Below are 17,927 nucleotides of genomic sequence, written 5' to 3'. Positions count from 1 at the left end.
TGTGTCTCGGTCGGTGACCACATGGCGCAGGCCGTCGTCAGGTCCGTGGCGGAACGCTCGGCTGGTACTCCTTGAGGTGCTGCGATCTACCTGCTCGAAGAAGGGCTCGACCGCCTGACCGTGCACGCTTGCGCGCTGCGCGTTCTACGCGACTGGCGGTCTACGCGCCGAGCGCCTTGAACCCTTCGTACACCATGAAGGCCGGCCAGAAGAGGCCCTGGACGACGGACCACGCGTGTTCCCAGAACCCGTCGGCCTGCTGCCAGAAGTACACCAGAGCTCCGAGGATGCCGAGCCCGTAGATCGCACCGCCAGCGGCGCCGGAATTGGAGCTGCTCATGACACATCACGTCACCCGTCGCCAGTCCTGGTAGTCGTGGTCTTCAGCGCGCCGAACCACAAGCCGGCTCCGCTCAGAAGCCTCGAGATGGTCAGCCACGTCGAGGTTTCCGTCACGAGCAGGGCCACGGTCATAGGCCCAGGTCGTGTCCTGGTTCGTTGCTGCGTCGGATGGGACGGCGTGCCTCGCGTGCGAGCCGTGTCTCGATCGGTGACCACGTGGCGGAGACAGCTGTCAGGTTCCTGGCGCGAGCTTTGGCGACGATGTTGGACAGCGTGTGGTCCAGGGCCACGTCGAGGGCAACGTCGCCGTCGCCGACGGTGTAGCGCAGTCCGCTGGGCTTATCGGGATCGGCGATGACGCCGGTGGTCCCGGCCACGTGCTCGGGGTAGAACATCGAGAAGTACTCGTTCACGAACGCCACGCGGCCGGGGACGGCGACGGGCGCGACGTCGAGGAAGAACGCGGAGTGGACCGCGTCGCCGGGGATGCGGCGGCGCAGGAGCAGCAGGTCGATGGGCGCGGCATCGTCGTCGGACAGCTGCGGCCGCAGCGCGGTAGCGGGCAGACGGACAGCGCCCAGGAGGTCGGCGTTGTCCAGGAGCAGCTCGCGGACGGCCGGGTCGGGGTTGTCCAGGACACGGTGGGTGGTGACGGCGGCGAGAATCCCGCCGGGGAACGTGCTCGCGACGGCGTTAGTGAGGAACTTCTGGTGTATTTCGAGGGACCGGTCCCGGCCGTACTGGCTGCGGAAGTGCAGGTCGCTGTACGGAAGGGACGCGAACACAAGGTCGTGCACCACGGGTTCGGTCTCGGATCGGGCACGCAGTGACAGGCCATCGTGCGGCCATGCCGGGTGGGCGGCGCGGCTGGCCGGCGGGATGTCGGCTACCCACTCCTGGTAGTTGGTGCGGGTGTCGGGGTCGGGAGCGCCGGCGAGGGTGGCGGCGTGGTCGCCGAACGCGGACATCCGCCCGCGCTCCACGCCGAGGCCGCGCAGAGCGGTCCAGATCCTCTGTGCCAACAGGGCATACCCGGCATCGGCGTCAAGCGTGATGTGCCGTTCTGCTACTGCTGTATCGGCGTGGTCCAGCTCTTCTTCGGTCGCCATGACTGATCCTCCTGGTCCAAGGACCCCGGCTGGGGTCGTCTGCGCGGACAGGTGCGCCCGTCCTACCGGGCGGGCTTGGCGCAGGGCTGAGGCGGAGGGCGGCCGGTCGGGGGGACTGGCGGCCCTGTTCGTGGGCTGTCGGCCAGAGCCGCCAGGGGAGGTGGGCGGGTCGTTCATGCGCTTCAGGTGCACGGCGAGTGCCGGTGGCTGGTGGCTGCGGTGTGGGTACTGGTGATCACAGGTGGGGGCCGGGCGCCAGGTCGGTGCCCGCTCGGGGGGAGAACGGCCAGGGCTGCGAGGCCGCGGCCGTCGGGGTGGGGCGTCCGGCGCCGTTCTGTGCGGGGGTGTTGGCCTGGTTGTAGATCCGCAGTGACTCCGTCAGCGCCCGCCCGAGCAGGGTGACAGCTCGGTCGGCACTGGCCAGCGGGACGTGGAGCAGATCGGCCACACCGCTGGCCGTCAGCGGATGCTGGCCGCGTCCTCGCACGGTGTAGGTGGCGCCCTGGACCGCGAACCGCACGGTGTAGGGGACGCTGGTCACGGGCTGGTAAGCGTGGATCACGGCCGCGTGCATCGGGCCGCTCCATCCCTCGCCGTGGAATCGGAACTCGTCGAACTCGACATGATCGGGTTCCAGGCCGGGCAAGAACTCGATCGCGTCCAACGCCCGCACCACCGGCAGGTCCCACAGCTCGGGCGGCTTGTCGTGGTCGTTCATCACCTGCTCCAGGGTCTCGGCGTGCCGGTCGTTCGGGTTCGTCCTTGGTCGCAGGTCAGAGCGGGATCATGGCCGGTGGGATGGGCGGGCCTGGCTTTGGTGACCGGGGCGTCGACGGGTCGTGCCGGGAGGAGCGGCCTCCCGCTACGGCCGCTGGTGTGGCCGGGCGTGGGGCGGTGATCAGGTTCATGACATCAGTGCCGTGGGTGATCATCCGTGCCGTGTGCTGGCGCAGCAGTTCGTTGGTCCCGCCGCTGCCCGGGCTGGTGATCTCCCCGGGAACCGCGCCAACGGGGACACCCAGACGTAGCGCCGCTGCTGCGATCTTCAGGGCGGGGGAGCGGTGCCCTGACTCGGTCACGACGACGGCATCAGACAGCGCGGCAACGAGCCGGTTGCGCAGCTGAAGCCGGTCGAGACTGGCCTGCTGACCCGGAGGGGCAGCGCTGACCAGTACCCCGCCGTCGGTCGTGATCCAGTGGAACAGACCCGCGTTGCTGCTGGGGTAGGGGCGGTCCAGCCCGCCGGGCAGTACCGCGACGCACCGTCCCTCACCAGCCGCGGTCCCCATGGCGGCGGCAGTGTCGATGCCCTGACCGCCCGCGGTGACGACCGTGATGCCGCGCATCGCGAGATCGGCCGCCAGATCGCGAGTGACTCGCTGGCCGTAGTCGGTCGGCACCCGGTGTCCGACCACGGCGACCCGCGGCTGCCGGTCGACCAGCACCGAGGGGTTCCCGAGTGTCCACAGGACCAGAGGATGCGCCGTGACGTCCCCGGCCAGGGCGGGCCAGCCGGGGTCCGACGGGATCAGGGTGCCGAGCCCGAGATCCCGCGTCTGCGACTGGACATCGTTGACACCGGCCAGGTCTAGACGTTGGGCGACGCCCTCACCCCACTGAGCAATGCGCTCGTTGAAGCCGCCCGAGCCGGCGATCTGGTGCACCGTGCTGAGCGCGCCCTGTTCGGCGACCAGCCGGGCGGCGAGCTCGTCGCCCGGCTCGCAGCCGAGCGTCAGGATGATCCGCGCCGTGCGCTCATCGACGGCCCTCTCCACGATCTCGTCCATGCTATGCCTCCCTGGGTGTGGTGCCGCCTGTAGGAACCAGGTGCACCCGCACCACCACGCGGTCAGCAGAGGCTCAGCGGGGAGCGCGGGCGGCTAGCGGTGGAGGCGGCTCGCGGTGCGATCCGAGCTCGCGTCCTTGCCCGCGCGGTTCTGTCTCCATCCGGCTCGCCACGCGCCGTCCGAGCAGTGCGCCTGGACCAAACAGGAGAGGATCAGCTCATGAGTGAGCAGAAGCCTCAGACGTTCAGGCAGTGGTTGAAAGAGCAGATGCACCGCAGGGACCCGATAGGTGATCTCGCCCGCGACGTACAAGCGGACCGCCCGGGCGCACGCTCAGTTGACGACCTGCGTCTGGTTCTGCAGGAGCACGATGCTTCGGCCAATGCGCTGGACGCGCTGGAGCGAGCAGCCCAGGAATATGGACAGCCATGACAGGTCCGATGCTTGCACTGGCAGTCGCAGCCCTCGGCTTGCTCGCCTTTACCGGCGGCTACCTGATCGGACACTGGCGAGGTGAGCGGGACAGGTAGCGCACGTTGCCTGCACGAGCTCGACGTGATCTGCGCGTTCCTCGGCTTGCGCTGACAGGCAGCGGGTGAATTCCATCCAAAGGGCGAGGCCTGCTGGGCTGCAAAAACCAACCCTCCGGGCCTGCTACCACGTGAGAACGAACCGTCACTGCGTTTCTCCGCTGGCTCGGGTGCCGGTCTCGAAGAGCCGTGCCTCGTCCGGGTGGAGCTGGGCCTGGACCAGGAACGACCTGTTGCGGATACGCCACAGGCCTTGGCCGAGGCCGAGGGTGGGCAGGAGCGTGGTCTCGGTACCGGTCAGCCCGAGGGTCTGGGCGGTGGCCCCGAGCTGGTCGGCTTCCTGCCGGTAGATGACCCGGGTCTCCGCGTTAGCCAGGAGCGAGGCGGCCAGGGAGCGTTGCGCGGAGCCGGCGTCGCCGACGTTGTCCAGGTCGGACATGCGGTGGAAGACCAGCATGTTCGCGATGCCGTAGTGCCGGGCCAGGCGCCAGTGCGCGTCCATCCGGCGCAGCAGCGCCGGGTGGGCCATCAGGCGCCAGGCTTCGTCGTAGATGACCCAGCGCTGCCCGCCGTCGGGGTCAGCAAGCGCGGCCTCGAGCCATGCGGACGCACAGGTCATCAGCACGCTCAGCGCGTTGTTGTTCTCGGCTACTCGAGACAGGTCCAGGGACAGCATCGGCAGCGATGGATCGAAACGGACGGTGGACGGCCCGTCGAACAGGCCCGCGAGGTCACCGCGTACCAGGCGCCGCAGCGCGTGCGCGACGTGTCGCCCGTCCTCGGCCAGTCGCCCGTCGACGTCGTCGGCGCGTTCGGGGGCAAGGAGGTGGTGCACGACGCGGGGCAGGATCGGGACGTCGCTGGTGCGGACGGTGGTGTCCAGGGCGACGTCGAGCGCGGTGTGCTCCACGGGGTGCAGGGGCCGGTCGAGCATGGTCTCGGTCAGGGCGCCGACCAGGGTGCGACGTCGTGCGGTGACCTGGGCGTGCCAGGTGGCGTCGTCCGTCCCTGAGGGGCGGTGGCCCTCGTCGAGCGGGTTGAGCCGGGCCGGCATCCCGGGCCCCAGGGCGATCGCCTTGCCGCCCACGGCTTCGGCGATCGGGGTGTGCTCGCCCTTGGGGTCGCACGCGATGTACACCCGCCGCCCGAACGCCAGGGACCGTGTGTAGAGGGCCTTGGCTAGGGCGCTCTTGCCGGCCCCGACGATCCCGGCGACGACCATGTTGGGTGCGGTGACCAGTCCCCGCTGGTACAGCACCCATGGGTCGTACACGAAGCTGCTGCCTGAGTGCAGGTCTCGGCCGACGAACACGCCGTCGGCCCCGAGCCCGCCCTCGGCGAGGAACGGGTAGGCCGCGCCCCAGATCGCGGAGGTGTCCTGGTGCTTCGGGACGCGGAACCGGATCGGTGTGCGCAGCGCGGCAGGGCCGTGGTCGCCGCTGCGCGGCAGGAACTGCAGGTCGCGGGACTCGGCACGGTCGGCGGCCAGGCGCTCTTGGGCAGCTTGCAGGCCGTCCTGTCGTGCCCGGGCCAGGACGGTCGCGGCCGCGCGGCGCCGCGCGCGGCGCACGCTTCCCGGTTCGTGGCCGGTCGTCAGGGTGGCGGTGTGCACCCGCTGCTCGCGGCTCACAAGCCGACCTCCAGCTCGGTCGACGTCTGCGTGCCCGGTCCCGCCACGGAACGTGGCTCCGAGTGGTGTTCGGGCCCGGGACGGCGCGGGTCTAGTTCGGCCGTGGTGCTCCCCCGGTATTGCTCGGTTGACTGCGCGGACGGTGCGGGATGTTGGGAGGAGAGCGGGTCACCTGCGAGGTCACGCATGCGCGTCGTCGCCTGCAGCGCATCAGTCAGCGCTGCATTGACGTCGTCAAGGTGCTCAACTGCTGCGGTGAGCGCCCGGGCTGCATCCCGCCCCGCCACGCGGGCTAGCCTGGCCCGCTCGGGCTGGTCGGGTTTGTTCCCGCCGTCCTGATGCTGGTAGCGGCGGCTGACGTCCGCCAGGGCCTGCGTGATGTCGCTGAGCGTCACCGTGATCGCCTGTGCATGGACGGTCAGATCCGGCAGCGGTCCGGCCTCGGTCACGACGTCGGCGACGAAAGCCATGTTGTGCACTCCGGTCAGCGCGGCCCGTGCGACCACCTCGGGCATGCTCAGCCTCGGTGAGGCCGCGCGCGATGGCGGCTGCGGCGTGGATGTCGAGCCGGGGGAGTGCTGAGGCCGGGTGGGCGCCCCGGCCGGGTCTTGGTCGGTGGTCATGACCGCGGATCCCCGTCGGTCATCCGAGCGCTGGGCTCTTGCTGCAACGGGACGTCGTCGGTGCCTGGGACGGTCACGTCGTCGGTATTCGTCGTGGGCGAGGCCGAGTCGTACCAGGCGATGGCATCCGAGCACGTCATGGCCAGGTCCAGGCGGGTGCGTGCCCAGCCCAGCAGGTCCGCGGCTCGGCGTAGGTGCGAGGAGACAGTGAGCGACTGGATCCGGCCACCGGCGGCGTCACCGGTCTCGCTGTGCGCTAGGTGGGTCTGACCCTGGTGCGCGACGGCGACCTGGATCGCGATGTGCTGCAGGCGCATGAGCGACAGGGCCATGTCGCTCATCAGCCAGTGCATCTCGGACGGGTCGGTGACGCTGGGAGCTGAGGCGATCAGGCGGCGCAGCGCCTCGGCTGCGTCTTCGGCGTCGTACTGCGGGTTGGTCTGGGTCGACATGTCAGGCTCCAGGGGCGTCGGCGAACCGGGACGCCAGCCAGGTGCACGCCCGGCACCGTCACAGCGCCATCCCGTCGTCGAACCGGGGTGGCTCCGGACGCGCAGGCAGGTCGGGTCGTCTCGAGACTGGAGCCGGCTCAGTGGGCGTCGCGGGCCGGGCGCTGCCGGCGGGGTCGGTGATGCCGGTGTACCGGTCGGGCCACCAGGCCGGGCACTCTATGTCGGCGGGGAACTCGCGCAGCAGGTGCACATCACCCAGGCCGGGGTTGTACGTCATGACGTACGGGCCGTTCTCGGCCACGCGGGTGCCCTGGTACACCGGCACCTCGGAGTAGACCTCCGTGTTGAACAACGCCGCATCCAGGGTCCTGGACCCGAAGTCCCACTGGGACAGGTGCTCGAAGACGGCGTCGGCGCCCTTCTCCTCGAGCAGATCCACGACAGCGTGACCCTCCTCGTCCTGGAGGAACACCACCGTGTAGTACCGGCCCGGCGGCCACGCCGGCCCGTCCCCGGCGAGGGCCGGTGTCTCGGACACGGCGGTCTGGTCCGCCGTGTCGGGCGTCGCCGCGGGCCCTTCGAGCTCCATGGCGAGCATCGTCAGCTCGTCGGAGTTCAGGTAGGCGGCCTCGGGCACCCAGTCGGGGAAGAGGTCCAGGTTCTCCGAGCCGCCCGGGTGGTCCATGTCGTACCGGTACGCCTCGCCCGCAGCGGACAGGAGGTTGACCAGGGTTCCCATCGATCTGGTGGTGTCGATGTCGTCGCCGACACCGGAATGGATGTCCCGCCCGTCGACCGGCGGGATCCCGGGTCCCGCGGTGCTGGCGATCCGATACGCGTAGCGCTGGCGGTACCCACCGAGCTCGTCGGGTTCGCTGCCGTCGTGCCACACGGCCAGGCTCAGCGAACCGGCCTGCCGCGTGACCATCGATCGTGTGCTGGGGGAGGTGTCGTTGTCCATGCCCGCTAGGTGTGATCCGCGTTCGGCCATGCGTCGTGCTGGGAGCTCGCGCAGACGTCGGCCCTGCGGGGCTGTCGCTCCGCAGGGCCGATCTGGTTCCCGTGCTATCCGGCTGCCGTGGCGCCGCGCGATTCTGCGTTCATCGTGCAGGAGCTACAGCGCGGGCGTGTGCGCGGGCTCTGATGGGTGTGAGTGGCCCGTGTGGAACGGGCCCGCACTGTCAGGCAGACCCGGTCTGCTGCTCGCAGGGATCGAGACGCCGTCTGCCGCTGCCACGGTGATGTCGGCGGATGACTGGTCGAGCAGGCGGATTATCGCGTTCTTCGCGGTGCCCAGGGACTGGCAGGCGAGGTAGATCCGGTGAGTGGTGTCGTTGAAGCCGTCGACCGCTCGTGGCTTGACCGACCGGTCACGAAACACGTCAGGGTTGCTGTCGGCCGGTGGTGCGGGCGTGGGGTGCTCGAACGTCAGGTGGGACAGGCGAGTGCTGACCTCCGCGACCTGACGGAGCACGTCCAGGAGCTCCTTGGTGATCTGGGGTGCCTGGTCCAGGTCGGTCAGCTGGCTGGTCTCGGCGACGAGGCGTCGCATCGTTGTCGCGACGGCTGCCGCGGTCTCGACGGGGTCCGCGTCAGGGATCGTGGGTGAGGGCGGGGAGATCTTCATCGTCGCTCCATCTCGCGTGCAGGGTCGGTTCGGTGGGTCGCGGGTGTTATCCAGCGCTCGGTCAGGTCTCGGGGTCGTCGAAGTCGAACGTGAGATCGGTCGGTCCGGTGAGCAACTCTTCGTGCGTCTGCCAGCGCAGGTGAAGGTCGTCGACGTGCGCCGCGGCCGCCTGCTGGAGCCATGGGGGGAGGTGGTCCATCGAGTCGTCGTCCGGGTCTGGCGTATAGTTCTGGACGGTCCTGCCGATGGCGTAGAGGTGCCCGATCAGGTAGCACAGGGCGGCGTCGGGATCGACGACGCCCCGGTTGTGCAGGTCGGCCGCTTCGTACCGCTGCCCGGTGGACCGCTCGTTCGTCACGAGGTACTGGTACTGGTGGAGGATGTTGCCGTCCGCGTCCTGGTCATCGCCAACGTGCTGCAGGGACAGGTAGAACGGGCCGGCCTGGCAGCTGACAGACCCGGTGTTGAGCTGTGGTGTGCGGGATGCGTTCATGCCCAGCAGGTGCACCGCCGCGCCCGTGCCGCCGCCGACGACGGTCACCGAGCTCGTTGACGACTCGCCGGGGACTGCCAGCAGGAGGACGGGACCGGCTCAGGTGGGCAGGATCGAGCGCGCGAACGCCTGGGCCTGCTGCCCCCACAACCGGCGTGTCTCCACGGAGGCCTGGATCGCGGCTTGCTCGACGGCGGCGACGTCGTGCTCGAGGTGCTCGGCGTCGGGGGCGCTGATGGTGATCAGTCCGCTGGTGGTCAGGAGGCTGTGCCCGGCGGCGAGGTCGGCCTCTTGCTGCAGGACGTCGGATAGCTCGGCCCGGTCGGTGGCGTCGGTGGTCTGCCCCATGCGCGCGCGTTGGGTGGCGTCCGAGAGGTGCCCGGTCCGGCGGCGCCGCAGCTCGCGCAGGGCGACGTCGGCGCGCACCGGCCGGTACGTCAATGAAACGGTGCGCTGTATGCCGGAGGACAGCAGCAGCGGGGCGAGGAACCCCGGGTAGGTCTGCGACTGCGGCCACTGGGAGATCCACAGCACACAGTGGTGGGCGCCGTCGGCGCGCAGGTTCCCCCAGGTCTCGGTGACCGCGATCGGCCCGGCGGCGGCCAGCTCCCGCCCGAGCGTCGGGTGGCGCTCCAGCGCGGGACCGATCGCGGGGTCGTACGCGGTGCGCAGGTGCACCGCGAGCCGACCTGCGTCGTACGGGTCGCCCGGGATGAGGTCAGCGGCGCGCAACGCGATCCTCAGTGTCTCGACCTCCTGCCGCAGCACCGCCGCGGCGCCGCGCAGCCCACCACCAGCCGCGCGGACGGCCCGTGCGGCGGCATTCATGTCCAGGGACAGCGCGATGGTGGTGGCGTGCTGCTCCCCGGCGGGCCCGGCCCGATCGATCAGGTCGGCATAGGTCCGGCTCGCGAAGGACCCGTCGTCGATCCCGTGCGCTCGCCACCAGTCCACGAGGGAGGCGCCGGAGCCGGGCAGGGTGCGTTCGGTGACCTGCAGGGCAGCGATGTGCCCCGACCGGGACACGGTCGCCAGCACCCGGCCCCACGCGGACACCCGCCGTTGCTGCTCGCCCGGGTCCAGAAGCACGAACGCCGGGTGGGTCACCGACAGGAGGGCGGTCAGAATGTTGGCGTGCGGGTCGTGCACGAGGACGGCACCGGTGATCGGGTCGGTGTACTGGCGTAGCGCGGCGGTGTCGCCGGGCAGGGCCAGGGTCCCGGCCGGCCGCGGCCGGACCGGTCGGATGAGGCGGGCGCGGTAGTGGAGCTGGCCGGTTGTCGTGCGCCAGGCCCACGAGGCGGCGATCGGGACCCAGTCGATGACGTGCCGCCCGCCCAGCGGGACGAGCGCGGCTGCCGCGGTCAGGATCAGGACCGGGATCGCGTAGAGGGCCCCGGAGCCCGAGTACAGCGCGATCACCAGCGGCAGGGCACCGAGGCCGATGGTGACCAGCTGGGGCGCGGTCAGGCCCAGGATCAGCGCACGCTTGGACAGGCGGGAGAACTTCACCGCGCCGAGGCGTCCGGTGCTCGGGGCGCTCATGACTGGTCTCCGTCGCGGAACAGGATCCCGGGCTGCTCGTGCGCCGCCGTCGACGGCGCGCCCGGTTCGGCGCTAGGCGAGTTCGCCGGACGCGCACCCGCACCGTCCTGGGCACCCTGGGCGTCCTGGGTCGTGCTGGGCTGGGTCGCGCCGCCGCCGGCCTGGGTGGCGTCGCCGCCGATGGTTTGGCCGGTGTGGTGACCGGCGTCGAAAGCGCCCTTGGCCAGGGCCGCCCCGGCAAGGGCTGGTGCCGCCGCACCGGCCACCGCACCCCCGCCCGCGGTACCGACTCCCGCAGCACCTGGCCCAGCCGCTGCCGTGCCGGTGCCGGTTCCTGTGCTGCTCGCGGCACCAACCTTCGCCGGTGCGCCACCGAAGCTCGTGCCGCCCACCGGGGCGCCACCAACGCTCGGGCTACCCGAGGTGGTCACCGTGCTGGAGGTGCTCGATCCACCGCCCCCAGAACTCGCGCCGTCGCCCGAATCGTTGGTGCTGTCCTGAGTGCCGTCGGAGTCCACGACCTTGGGAAGGTTGGGACGAGGCCACCCGCCGGGCAGGTACGGCATGGGCCGGTTGAGGGACTCCTTGGCGTCGGACTCGGTAGTCATCGTCGCCCAGAGATCGAGCCCGATGAAGTTGATGAACTTATACGTCAGGTACGGCGCGAAGGCCCCGACCATGAGGAGCACGATCCCGGTCAGAGGTTCGGCCACCGACGCGATGTCGGCCTCGATGGGTGCGGACATCTGCTCGGTCGCGACCAGGAAGATCACGACCATGACCAGCTTCGACAGGATCAGCGCGACGACGAAGGTGGCCCACTTGGTCACCCACCCGCGGGTGGCGTCCCACGTCGCGCCGGCCAGCGCGAGCGGCCCGAGGGCGATCGCGACCAGGACCAGAGCGGAGCGCACCAGCAGGGCGATCCAGACCGAGAACGCAGCGGAGAACGCCATCCCGGCCAGGAACAACGCGAGCAGCGGGCCGACGCCGATCACGGTGGTGGAGATCGCGATCCCGGTGACCATGACGATCAGGCGGTGCCCGACCTGTTCCATGGTGGTCCCGGCGGCCTGCACGAGTCCGAGGCAGAGCTGGTCGGTGACTTCCAGCAGCGCCGCGGTCAACGTGACCACGAGGAAGCTGCCCAGGACGGACTTGCCGAGCCCGAGCACGCCCCGACCGAGCGCTCCGGGGTCGCGGCGGGTCATGCCGGTGATGACCTGCAGCAGGAAGAAGATCAGCATCACGGCGACCGCGATCCCGAACACCAGGGCGTAGACGCGACGGTAGTGAGCGCTGGTGACGTCGATCATGGTGGTGGTCACCATCAGGGCCCACATGCCCTTCAGTACCCAGGTGGCCATCCCGCCGACCATGTCGGCGAGGCCCTGGATCGGGGACGCCGCCGCACCGGCGGCGACGTCACCGGACCCGGCGCAGATCTGCGCGACGACGGGCAGGGAGCAGACGTCCATCAGATCTCCTGGCCCAGGTTCCACCCGAAGTTGACTAGAGCGACGGAGGCTCCGCACACGACGCCGGCCACGGCGGCAACCAGGATCCCCGTCTTCCCCCGCCCTGCGAGGCTCGGGTTGGAGGAGTTGGCACCGAACGCCCACACGATCGCCGCGATGATCAGAGCGACCACGGCCAGGATCAGGCCGATGCTCATGATCGCGCCGACGATCTCCTTCAGCTGGGCGATGCCAGGCAGACCGTCGTCGTTCGGAGTGATGCTGATCTCACCGGCGCGCGCGGTGACTAGCCCGGTAGCGACCATGGTGGCACGTTGGGCAACGTGAGCGGCGGCCGTCCACGCCGGCTGGGTGATGGTCTGGAGGATGGGCAGCATGGCGGTTCTCCCTCGGCGCGGTGATGTCTTCGCTGGGAAGGTGCGCCGCCCCCACCAGCGGCGAGCCCGCGGGCATGCGGCCGGATCTAGAGGGTGTTGCCGAGGTCGATGAGCCAGTTGATCCAGGTCAGGGCCCCACCGCTCAGCACGGAGCCAGCCGCGGCCAGGAGTACTCCGGTGCGGGACTTGCTGGTGACCTGCCAGCTCCCGACGGCGGACGCGACGGCCCAGATCGCGGCGCAGACCACGAGCATCGCTACGGCCGTGACCAGGGTGATCGTCAGGAGCGCGCCGATGATTGGGTACAGGCCGCTGCCGGTCACCGCACCGAAGTCCGGTCCCACCCCGGTGGCCAGGCCTGTGCCGGTGGCGAAGGCTGTGCTGGGGGTCATGGTGTTGCCTCCGTCGAGCACGCGCTGCCGGCGGCGGGCAGGACGTCCTGGCCGTCCAGCATGCCGGGAGAGTGCGCCGCCAGCCACGGCTCGGGGTCGACGGCAGCAGCGTCCGGGCCGCCGGGCCTGACTTCCAGGTGAAGGTGCGGGCCGGTCGAGCGCCCGGTCGATCCAACCTGCGCGATCTGAGCCCCGGCCGTGACGGTGTCGCCTTCGGCTACGGTGGTGGAGCCGTCGAGCAGGTGCAGGTACGCCGAGCCCACACGCCGGGCACCGTCGGGGCCGGCGATAGTGTGGTCCAGGACGATCATGTTGCCGCCGGTCGGGCTGGTCTCGATCGAGGTGACCACGCCGTCGGCCAGCGCGAGGACCGGGGTGCCGGCCGGCGCGGCATAGTCGACCCCGGCGTGTAGCCGATAGATCCCAGTACCTTCGAGGTCGCGCGGGCCGAAGCCCGAGAAGCGGGTCCAAGTTCCGGCTGGCAGCGGGAACACCACGCGTGACGTCGTGACCGGCCTGCTGTCCCTGCCAGGAACTGTCGTGCCGGGCGTGGACGTGAGCTTGTCGAGGATGGCCTGGGCGACGGGTTCGTACTGGGCGTACCGGTCGGGGTACGCGGAGACCTCGACCGCCTGCGCCGCGGCGCCCTTGGGCAGCTGCTGCCAGTCAGGGATGTCGAGCAGACCACGGGGCGAACCGTTGTTGGGCCCGGTGGAGCCACCGAAGAACGCTCGGGCTTGATAGGTCGGGTCCATGAGCTGGGCGACGGTTCCCCACCCGGCCGCCGGGCGCATCTGGAACAGCCCGAGCGAGTCGTGGTCGCGGCCGACGCCGTCGTGCGGGTGGGTGGTCGAGTCGGGGTAGGCGCCGGGGTTGGCCAGCATCCGCAGGTGCGACTCGGTCAGCGCCGCCATGAGCGCGACCAGGACCCCGTCGCGCCCGACGCCCTGCGTACGGGAGCCGGTGGTGATGATGGTGGCAGCGTGGCGAAGCTGGGTCCGGTCCAGGACCACCAGAGCCCCATCGGTGGTGGTCGCAGTCAGCTCTGCCGGCACCGCACCGACCGGCCCGACGCCTACCCCACCGGGCACGCACCCGGCAGTGTAGGCGGGGGCCAGGAGTGCGTAGGTGGTCAGGGCGGTGGCCGGACCGAACAGCACCACCAGGACGACGGCGATCATCAGGATCCGCATCAGGGACACCGGGCCTCTCAGTGCAGGGCCAGGCCGGGCGTGGACAGCCGCAGCACATGACACTGGTCGTCGCTCGGTGAGCACACCAGGAACACCGTGAACTGCACCGGCGAACTCGCTGACGCCGGTTCGTCCTCCCAGAGACCTGCCCGGTGCCGCACCCCGGTCACGGTCCGCGCCGTCGTCCCCGCCGTGAGGGCGCCTTCAGGGGCCTGGGCGACCGCGCGGTCCCATGCAACGGGCTCGACGACGCCGGTGATCTCGATCCACTGCCGCGTGCGGTACTGGACCAGGTGCGTCCAGGCCTGGTCGTTGGGCAGGTAGGTCCGCAGATCGACCAGCAGCCCCGGCGTCTCCTCACCGGTCGGGTCCGCTACCACCAGGAACTGCTCGGTCACGTCGGGCAGGGTGGTGCTGCTGGTGTCCCAGGTGAACACCGTCTCGGCCACGGCCCGGGCGAACGCGTCTGGGTTCGAGGCCTGCGCGAGGGGTACATCGGGCGGCAGGGTCGGGGCGTTTGTCACGTCCAGGTGCGTGTCTGCGGAGGGCGCTGCAGTCGGCGAGGGCACCACTACCGGCTGGTGGTCGGCGGGGTCCGGCGTCAGGAAGCGCAGGGCCGCGACGAGCGCAATGGCGCCCAGGAGCACGATGGCCAGGCTCAGTACCCGGTGCCGGGCGACCCAGTACCGCGCAAGCGTCAGCGCGCCCCGCGGGCCTGGACCCACCAGGTCCGGGTCCATCTGGTTCGAGGTGTTGGTGGTGGGCATCTCAGGCCTCCGTCCGGTCGCGGCGCGCTGCCTGGGCTTGGTCGCGCGCAGCGCGCGCCGCGGCTGCGAACTTCGAGGTGTGTTCCAGGACGTTCTCGAACACCGCCCAGTCCGTGTCGTCCGCGCCGGCGCCGACGTCGGCCGGGTCATAGCGCTCCCACCACCCGTCCATGCCCTGCCACAGCAGAGCCCACGCCCGCAGCGAATGCCGCTGCTTCACCGGCCTACGACTGTCCCCGGCGTCGGCCTTACCGTTGCCGACGGGGTCGGTCTCGTGCGCGGGCTGGGCCAGGCGCTCGACGGCGGCAGCGACGACCTCGTCGACGTCGTCCTGGCCGACCGGTTCCACGGCCTGCGCGCTCGGGTCGATTGCCGCGAGCTCCGCCCGGACACGGTCGTACAAGGGGAACACCGACGCTCCAGCACGCACCTGCTCCAGCGCGTCCGTGGCCATGATCCGAATCCGGTCGGGACGCGTCGTGTCGTCGGCGATGTCCGACAGAGCAGCGATCCGGTCCAGGCGGGAGTACGACGCCTTCCCGGTGACGATCTGCGCGGCCTGCCGTCGGGAATTGCGCAGGTCAGACGGTCCCGCCAAATCGGCGGGACCATAATTGTCCGTTTCGTCCTCCGCCGTTGCGGAGCCTGTGACCGCCCCACCGGACAGGTCGGTTTCCGGACCGTCGGTGGGCGTGCCGAGGCCGCGGAACTGGGTGACCTGCTTACGGCGTGCGGCGTCCTCGGCCAGGAGCTGCTTGATCTCCCGATACAGCTGCCCCGCCTCCACATCATCGAGGGGTTTGCGCAGCCGCTCCTCGTCGCGTTCAGCCAGCACCTCGTGCAGCCGGTCAGAGATCCCGCGGCGCACCCAGGGACGGGTGGTGGTCCAACCCAGGCGCTGGATCGCGATCAGGCGTCGGTACCCGCACACGAGCAGCATGTCAGGGGTCACGGTGATCGGCTGCAGCAGCCCGAACCGTTCGATCGAGGTGGCCAGGGCGTCAATGTCGCCCAGGTCCTGGCGGTGGCGGTCCCCGACGATGATCGAGTCGACCGCGACGTCCAGACGCAATAGCCCCTCCGCAGAGTCCTGCTTCTGGTTACGGGGTTCAGGCATCGCACACCACCTGCAGTTCGGGCCGCACCGAACCTGCCGGGCTCGGCTGGGCGGGGCTGGCGGCCAGGAGGGCGCGGGCCAGGCGGTCGTCGGCTAGAAGCTCGGTGGTGCGCTGGCCTCGCATGAGTCGGGCCAGTAGTCCGTCGCGGACCGCGAGGGCAGGGTGGTGGGGGTGGCCGAGGACGACGGCGCACAGCGCGGTCCACTGCCGCAGCTCCAGATCGAACCTGCCCAGCGCGTTCTTGTCCCGCCGGAGGTACTCGAACGCGCGACCGGGGTCCCCGGTGATCGTGAGGCGCTCGGTGATGTAGGCCAGGCATGCGCGCGCGTCGGTGGGGTCCCAGCCGAAGCCGGCCAGGACCTTGGCCGCGATGTCCAGCGCGGTGCGGGCCTCGACCGGCGCGATCTGCGACGGCCGCGACGAGGTGACGTCGACGGCATCGAGATGGTCCAGCACGGCGGGGTCGAGCGAGATAGTGTCCACCGCGTCCGCGGCGGTCGGGAGGGTGTCGAGGCTGCGGGCGCCATCCAGCTCGTAGTCCGTGAACCGGGTGGCGTCGTGCTGGTCGGACGTCAGCAGCCGCCGGGCGCGGGACTGGTCGCACAGCAGCCCGTTGGCGCGGTCCTCGGCCATCAGCGAGAGCTGTACCGCGCGGGTCACCACACCCCACGGGTCCTGAGCCTCCAGGGTGGCCGGTGCCCGCAGGACCTCGAACGCCGCGACGGCGGCGTCCTGCTGGCTCTGCCGGTACCGGTGCGCCAGCGCCGCGTACTTGAGCATGCAGAACTCGAGGAGCTCCGTCGCGTCCGGGTCTTCGGCCCAGGCGTTCGGGCCGTCGATGTGCAGACGGATCAGCAGGACCCGCAGCCCTTCACCGGTCGCGAACAACGGGCGCCCGACGTCGGGAGTACTCGTCCCGGGTGCGGTGGAGGTGGAGGTCGTGGAGAGCGTGGTCGTGGTCATCAGATGCCCATCCCTTCGGTGCCTTGTTGCGGTCTCGACTCCCGGACACGCGAAGTGCGTGCCGCGGTGGAGGTCTCGGGGGACTGCGGAGTCCGGCTCGGGATGACCAGACGTTTCGCGGCGCCTGCGGCCTTCTTGGCCGCGGCGGTGGGGCGACGCAGGGCACGGCGGACCAGAGCAGCGTGCAGGTCCACGCCTCGCGCCAGAACCCGCCCGGTCAGCACGGTCGGGAGGTCCCCGGCTCGGATCCACGTCACCTGCGGGTCCTTCGTCGACCGGCCCGGCGTCTTGCGCTGTGCGGTCTTGCGGCGGGCCGCGTCGTCGTACGCGGCGGGATTCGCGTCCGGCGACGACGCCGGGGCCGTGGGCTGGGCCGGTCCGGAGCGCGGGCCACGACCATGCTGCGGGAAGGAGCCATGGGGATTCACAGGCTCACCACCTCGGGAGGCCGACGACCTGGGTCACCGGGGTCGGGACGAGACAGGTACCGCACACCATCTGTGACGGCGGCAGCGGAGTTCGGGACAGGGGTGTGCGGGGTTCGCGCCGCACTGCCGGGGGCCGTGCGTCGTCGCGTCGCCGATGGGTGTGCCGGCAGCTGGGTCCGGAGCCAGGTCGGATCCACGAAGCGGCGAAGAGCGAGGCCGTCGACCGAGCCCGTCGGGCCCTGGACAGCCCCGACCAGCCGGTACCGCGCTACCGCCCCGTCGGATCGTTGGACCAGCGACGGCGGCAGCAGGACATACCCGCCCTCGCCGTGGAACCCGAGTCTGGGCTCAGGCGCGGTCCACGACTGCTGGGCGGTGGCGAGGAAACGAGGGAAGTACAACTGGAGCCCGCCCGACGGCGTGGCGACCATCAGACCGGGCCGAGGCACCAGGCCCGCACGCACAGCTCGCCGGATCTGGTCGAAGCCCGACCGGGCACCGCGAGCGGGGTGGACCTCCACAACGTCCAGCCCGGATAGGGCTCCGGTCGGTATCGCGAGGTTGGTGGTGGGGTACCGCGACCACCACCACGCCACCCGGTCCGGGTCGGTGGACGCGCCTCGAGGACCTCTGCCAGTCAGCGGGCGGGAGCTGCCCTGGATGCATGGGAAGACCGGCACGCCCGCGGCCACAAGCACCCGCGCCGCGTCCACGGCTCCGGTGGCGTCGGTGCTGTCGCGTACCGCCGCCAGCCGCGTCTGGCCGGCTGCGTGCGTGGTGTCCATGGGCTCGACCTTGACGATCCAACGCACGCTTTCCGCTCACCGGTCGGCCTGCACACCTCGGGTGTGCGGGCCGTTCTTGCAGGTCAGGCAACGCACACCAACTCATCATTCGCGCGGCCCAAGATAATCTCGCGTCCTCGCTGGCCAGGTCATGCTGCTGCCCCGAAGACGACACCCGACTTGTGGTGCTAGCAACTGCTGCCGGAACGATGTTCGGCGTGCCAGACCCGTCAAAGCAGACTGGCGACGACCTCATGACCGTCGCCCGGCGTGGCTCGTCGGCATCCT

At 70.6% G+C, this 17,927-nt stretch carries 21 protein-coding genes; 1 reads left to right on the top strand and 20 read right to left on the bottom strand.

Annotated features, from left to right (window positions below):
- Nucleotides 1–160: 160 nt before the first annotated feature.
- From APR04_RS08690 to APR04_RS08675, 4 genes are all read right to left on the bottom strand, one after another.
- On the bottom strand, nucleotides 161–340 hold the full coding sequence (locus APR04_RS08690; protein WP_253869331.1) for a hypothetical protein: 180 nt from the start codon (nucleotides 338–340) through the stop codon (nucleotides 161–163).
- Nucleotides 341–470: 130 nt separating this feature from the next.
- On the bottom strand, nucleotides 471–1,451 hold the full coding sequence (locus APR04_RS08685) for a hypothetical protein (RefSeq protein WP_253869330.1): 981 nt from the start codon (nucleotides 1,449–1,451) through the stop codon (nucleotides 471–473).
- 235 nt (nucleotides 1,452–1,686) lie between these two features.
- The gene (locus tag APR04_RS08680; protein ID WP_253869329.1) at nucleotides 1,687–2,169 is read right to left on the bottom strand and encodes a hypothetical protein; all 483 of its coding nucleotides are present in this window, start codon (nucleotides 2,167–2,169) and stop codon (nucleotides 1,687–1,689) included.
- Between the two features lie 55 nt (nucleotides 2,170–2,224).
- The gene (locus tag APR04_RS08675; RefSeq protein ID WP_253869328.1) at nucleotides 2,225–3,238 is read right to left on the bottom strand and encodes a DNA-processing protein DprA; all 1,014 of its coding nucleotides are present in this window, start codon (nucleotides 3,236–3,238) and stop codon (nucleotides 2,225–2,227) included.
- Between the two features lie 219 nt (nucleotides 3,239–3,457).
- Here APR04_RS08675 and APR04_RS08670 point away from each other — a divergent pair, with 219 nt between their 5' ends.
- A complete protein-coding gene (locus APR04_RS08670; protein ID WP_253869327.1) occupies nucleotides 3,458–3,670 on the top strand; it encodes a hypothetical protein in 213 nt (70 codons plus the stop codon).
- A gap of 243 nt (nucleotides 3,671–3,913) precedes the next feature.
- On the opposite strand, the gene APR04_RS08665 is transcribed toward APR04_RS08670, so the two are convergent.
- The 16 genes from APR04_RS08665 to APR04_RS08590 form a co-directional block, all read right to left on the bottom strand.
- The gene (locus APR04_RS08665; protein ID WP_253869326.1) at nucleotides 3,914–5,398 is read right to left on the bottom strand and encodes a putative type IV secretion/conjugal transfer ATPase; all 1,485 of its coding nucleotides are present in this window, start codon (nucleotides 5,396–5,398) and stop codon (nucleotides 3,914–3,916) included.
- Nucleotides 5,395–6,021 carry a hypothetical protein gene (locus APR04_RS08660; protein ID WP_253869325.1) on the bottom strand — a complete coding sequence of 209 codons (627 nt, stop codon included), beginning with the start codon at nucleotides 6,019–6,021 and terminating at the stop codon, nucleotides 5,395–5,397. The genes APR04_RS08665 and APR04_RS08660 overlap by 4 nt, the downstream gene beginning before the upstream one ends.
- A complete protein-coding gene (locus tag APR04_RS08655; RefSeq protein ID WP_253869324.1) occupies nucleotides 6,018–6,473 on the bottom strand; it encodes a hypothetical protein in 456 nt (151 codons plus the stop codon). Before APR04_RS08655 ends, APR04_RS08660 begins: the two co-directional genes overlap by 4 nt.
- 58 nt (nucleotides 6,474–6,531) lie before the next feature.
- Nucleotides 6,532–7,434 (bottom strand): hypothetical protein, encoded by a 903-nt coding sequence (locus APR04_RS08650; RefSeq protein WP_253869323.1) that lies wholly within the window; start codon nucleotides 7,432–7,434, stop codon nucleotides 6,532–6,534.
- Nucleotides 7,435–7,587: 153 nt separating this feature from the next.
- Nucleotides 7,588–8,100, bottom strand: a complete 513-nt coding sequence (locus tag APR04_RS08645) for a hypothetical protein (protein WP_253869322.1) — start codon at nucleotides 8,098–8,100, stop codon at nucleotides 7,588–7,590.
- 61 nt (nucleotides 8,101–8,161) lie between these two features.
- Entirely contained in the window at nucleotides 8,162–8,641 is a 480-nt protein-coding gene (locus APR04_RS08640; protein WP_253869321.1) for a hypothetical protein, read from the bottom strand.
- A 51-nt stretch (nucleotides 8,642–8,692) separates the two neighbouring features.
- On the bottom strand, nucleotides 8,693–10,138 hold the full coding sequence (locus tag APR04_RS08635; RefSeq protein WP_253869320.1) for an SCO6880 family protein: 1,446 nt from the start codon (nucleotides 10,136–10,138) through the stop codon (nucleotides 8,693–8,695).
- Complete coding sequence (locus APR04_RS08630) at nucleotides 10,135–11,616, bottom strand: TrbL/VirB6 family protein (RefSeq protein ID WP_253869319.1); 1,482 nt, start codon at nucleotides 11,614–11,616, stop codon at nucleotides 10,135–10,137. The genes APR04_RS08635 and APR04_RS08630 overlap by 4 nt, the downstream gene beginning before the upstream one ends.
- Entirely contained in the window at nucleotides 11,616–11,921 is a 306-nt protein-coding gene (locus APR04_RS08625; RefSeq protein ID WP_253869701.1) for a DUF6112 family protein, read from the bottom strand. Before APR04_RS08625 ends, APR04_RS08630 begins: the two co-directional genes overlap by 1 nt.
- Before the next feature lie 158 nt (nucleotides 11,922–12,079).
- A complete protein-coding gene (locus tag APR04_RS08620) occupies nucleotides 12,080–12,385 on the bottom strand; it encodes a DUF6112 family protein (protein WP_253869318.1) in 306 nt (101 codons plus the stop codon).
- Complete coding sequence (locus tag APR04_RS08615; RefSeq protein ID WP_253869317.1) at nucleotides 12,382–13,578, bottom strand: M23 family metallopeptidase; 1,197 nt, start codon at nucleotides 13,576–13,578, stop codon at nucleotides 12,382–12,384. The genes APR04_RS08620 and APR04_RS08615 overlap by 4 nt, the downstream gene beginning before the upstream one ends.
- A gap of 17 nt (nucleotides 13,579–13,595) precedes the next feature.
- On the bottom strand, nucleotides 13,596–14,345 hold the full coding sequence (locus APR04_RS08610) for a hypothetical protein (protein ID WP_253869316.1): 750 nt from the start codon (nucleotides 14,343–14,345) through the stop codon (nucleotides 13,596–13,598).
- Between the two features lies 1 nt (nucleotide 14,346).
- Nucleotides 14,347–15,462 (bottom strand): ParB N-terminal domain-containing protein, encoded by a 1,116-nt coding sequence (locus tag APR04_RS08605; RefSeq protein ID WP_253869315.1) that lies wholly within the window; start codon nucleotides 15,460–15,462, stop codon nucleotides 14,347–14,349.
- Nucleotides 15,455–16,426, bottom strand: coding sequence for a hypothetical protein (locus tag APR04_RS08600; RefSeq protein WP_253869314.1), 972 nt, complete (start codon nucleotides 16,424–16,426; stop codon nucleotides 15,455–15,457). The genes APR04_RS08605 and APR04_RS08600 overlap by 8 nt, the downstream gene beginning before the upstream one ends.
- Nucleotides 16,426–16,854: a hypothetical protein gene (locus APR04_RS08595; RefSeq protein WP_253869313.1), complete on the bottom strand. Its 429-nt coding sequence runs from the start codon at nucleotides 16,852–16,854 to the stop codon at nucleotides 16,426–16,428. Before APR04_RS08595 ends, APR04_RS08600 begins: the two co-directional genes overlap by 1 nt.
- A complete protein-coding gene (locus APR04_RS08590; protein ID WP_253869312.1) occupies nucleotides 16,851–17,639 on the bottom strand; it encodes a bifunctional DNA primase/polymerase in 789 nt (262 codons plus the stop codon). Before APR04_RS08590 ends, APR04_RS08595 begins: the two co-directional genes overlap by 4 nt.
- Between the last annotated feature and the right edge of the window lie 288 nt (nucleotides 17,640–17,927).

This window comes from Promicromonospora umidemergens (assembly GCF_024171995.1).
GTDB lineage: Bacteria > Actinomycetota > Actinomycetes > Actinomycetales > Cellulomonadaceae > Promicromonospora > Promicromonospora umidemergens.
This window is presented reverse-complemented; position numbering and strand designations above follow the sequence as displayed.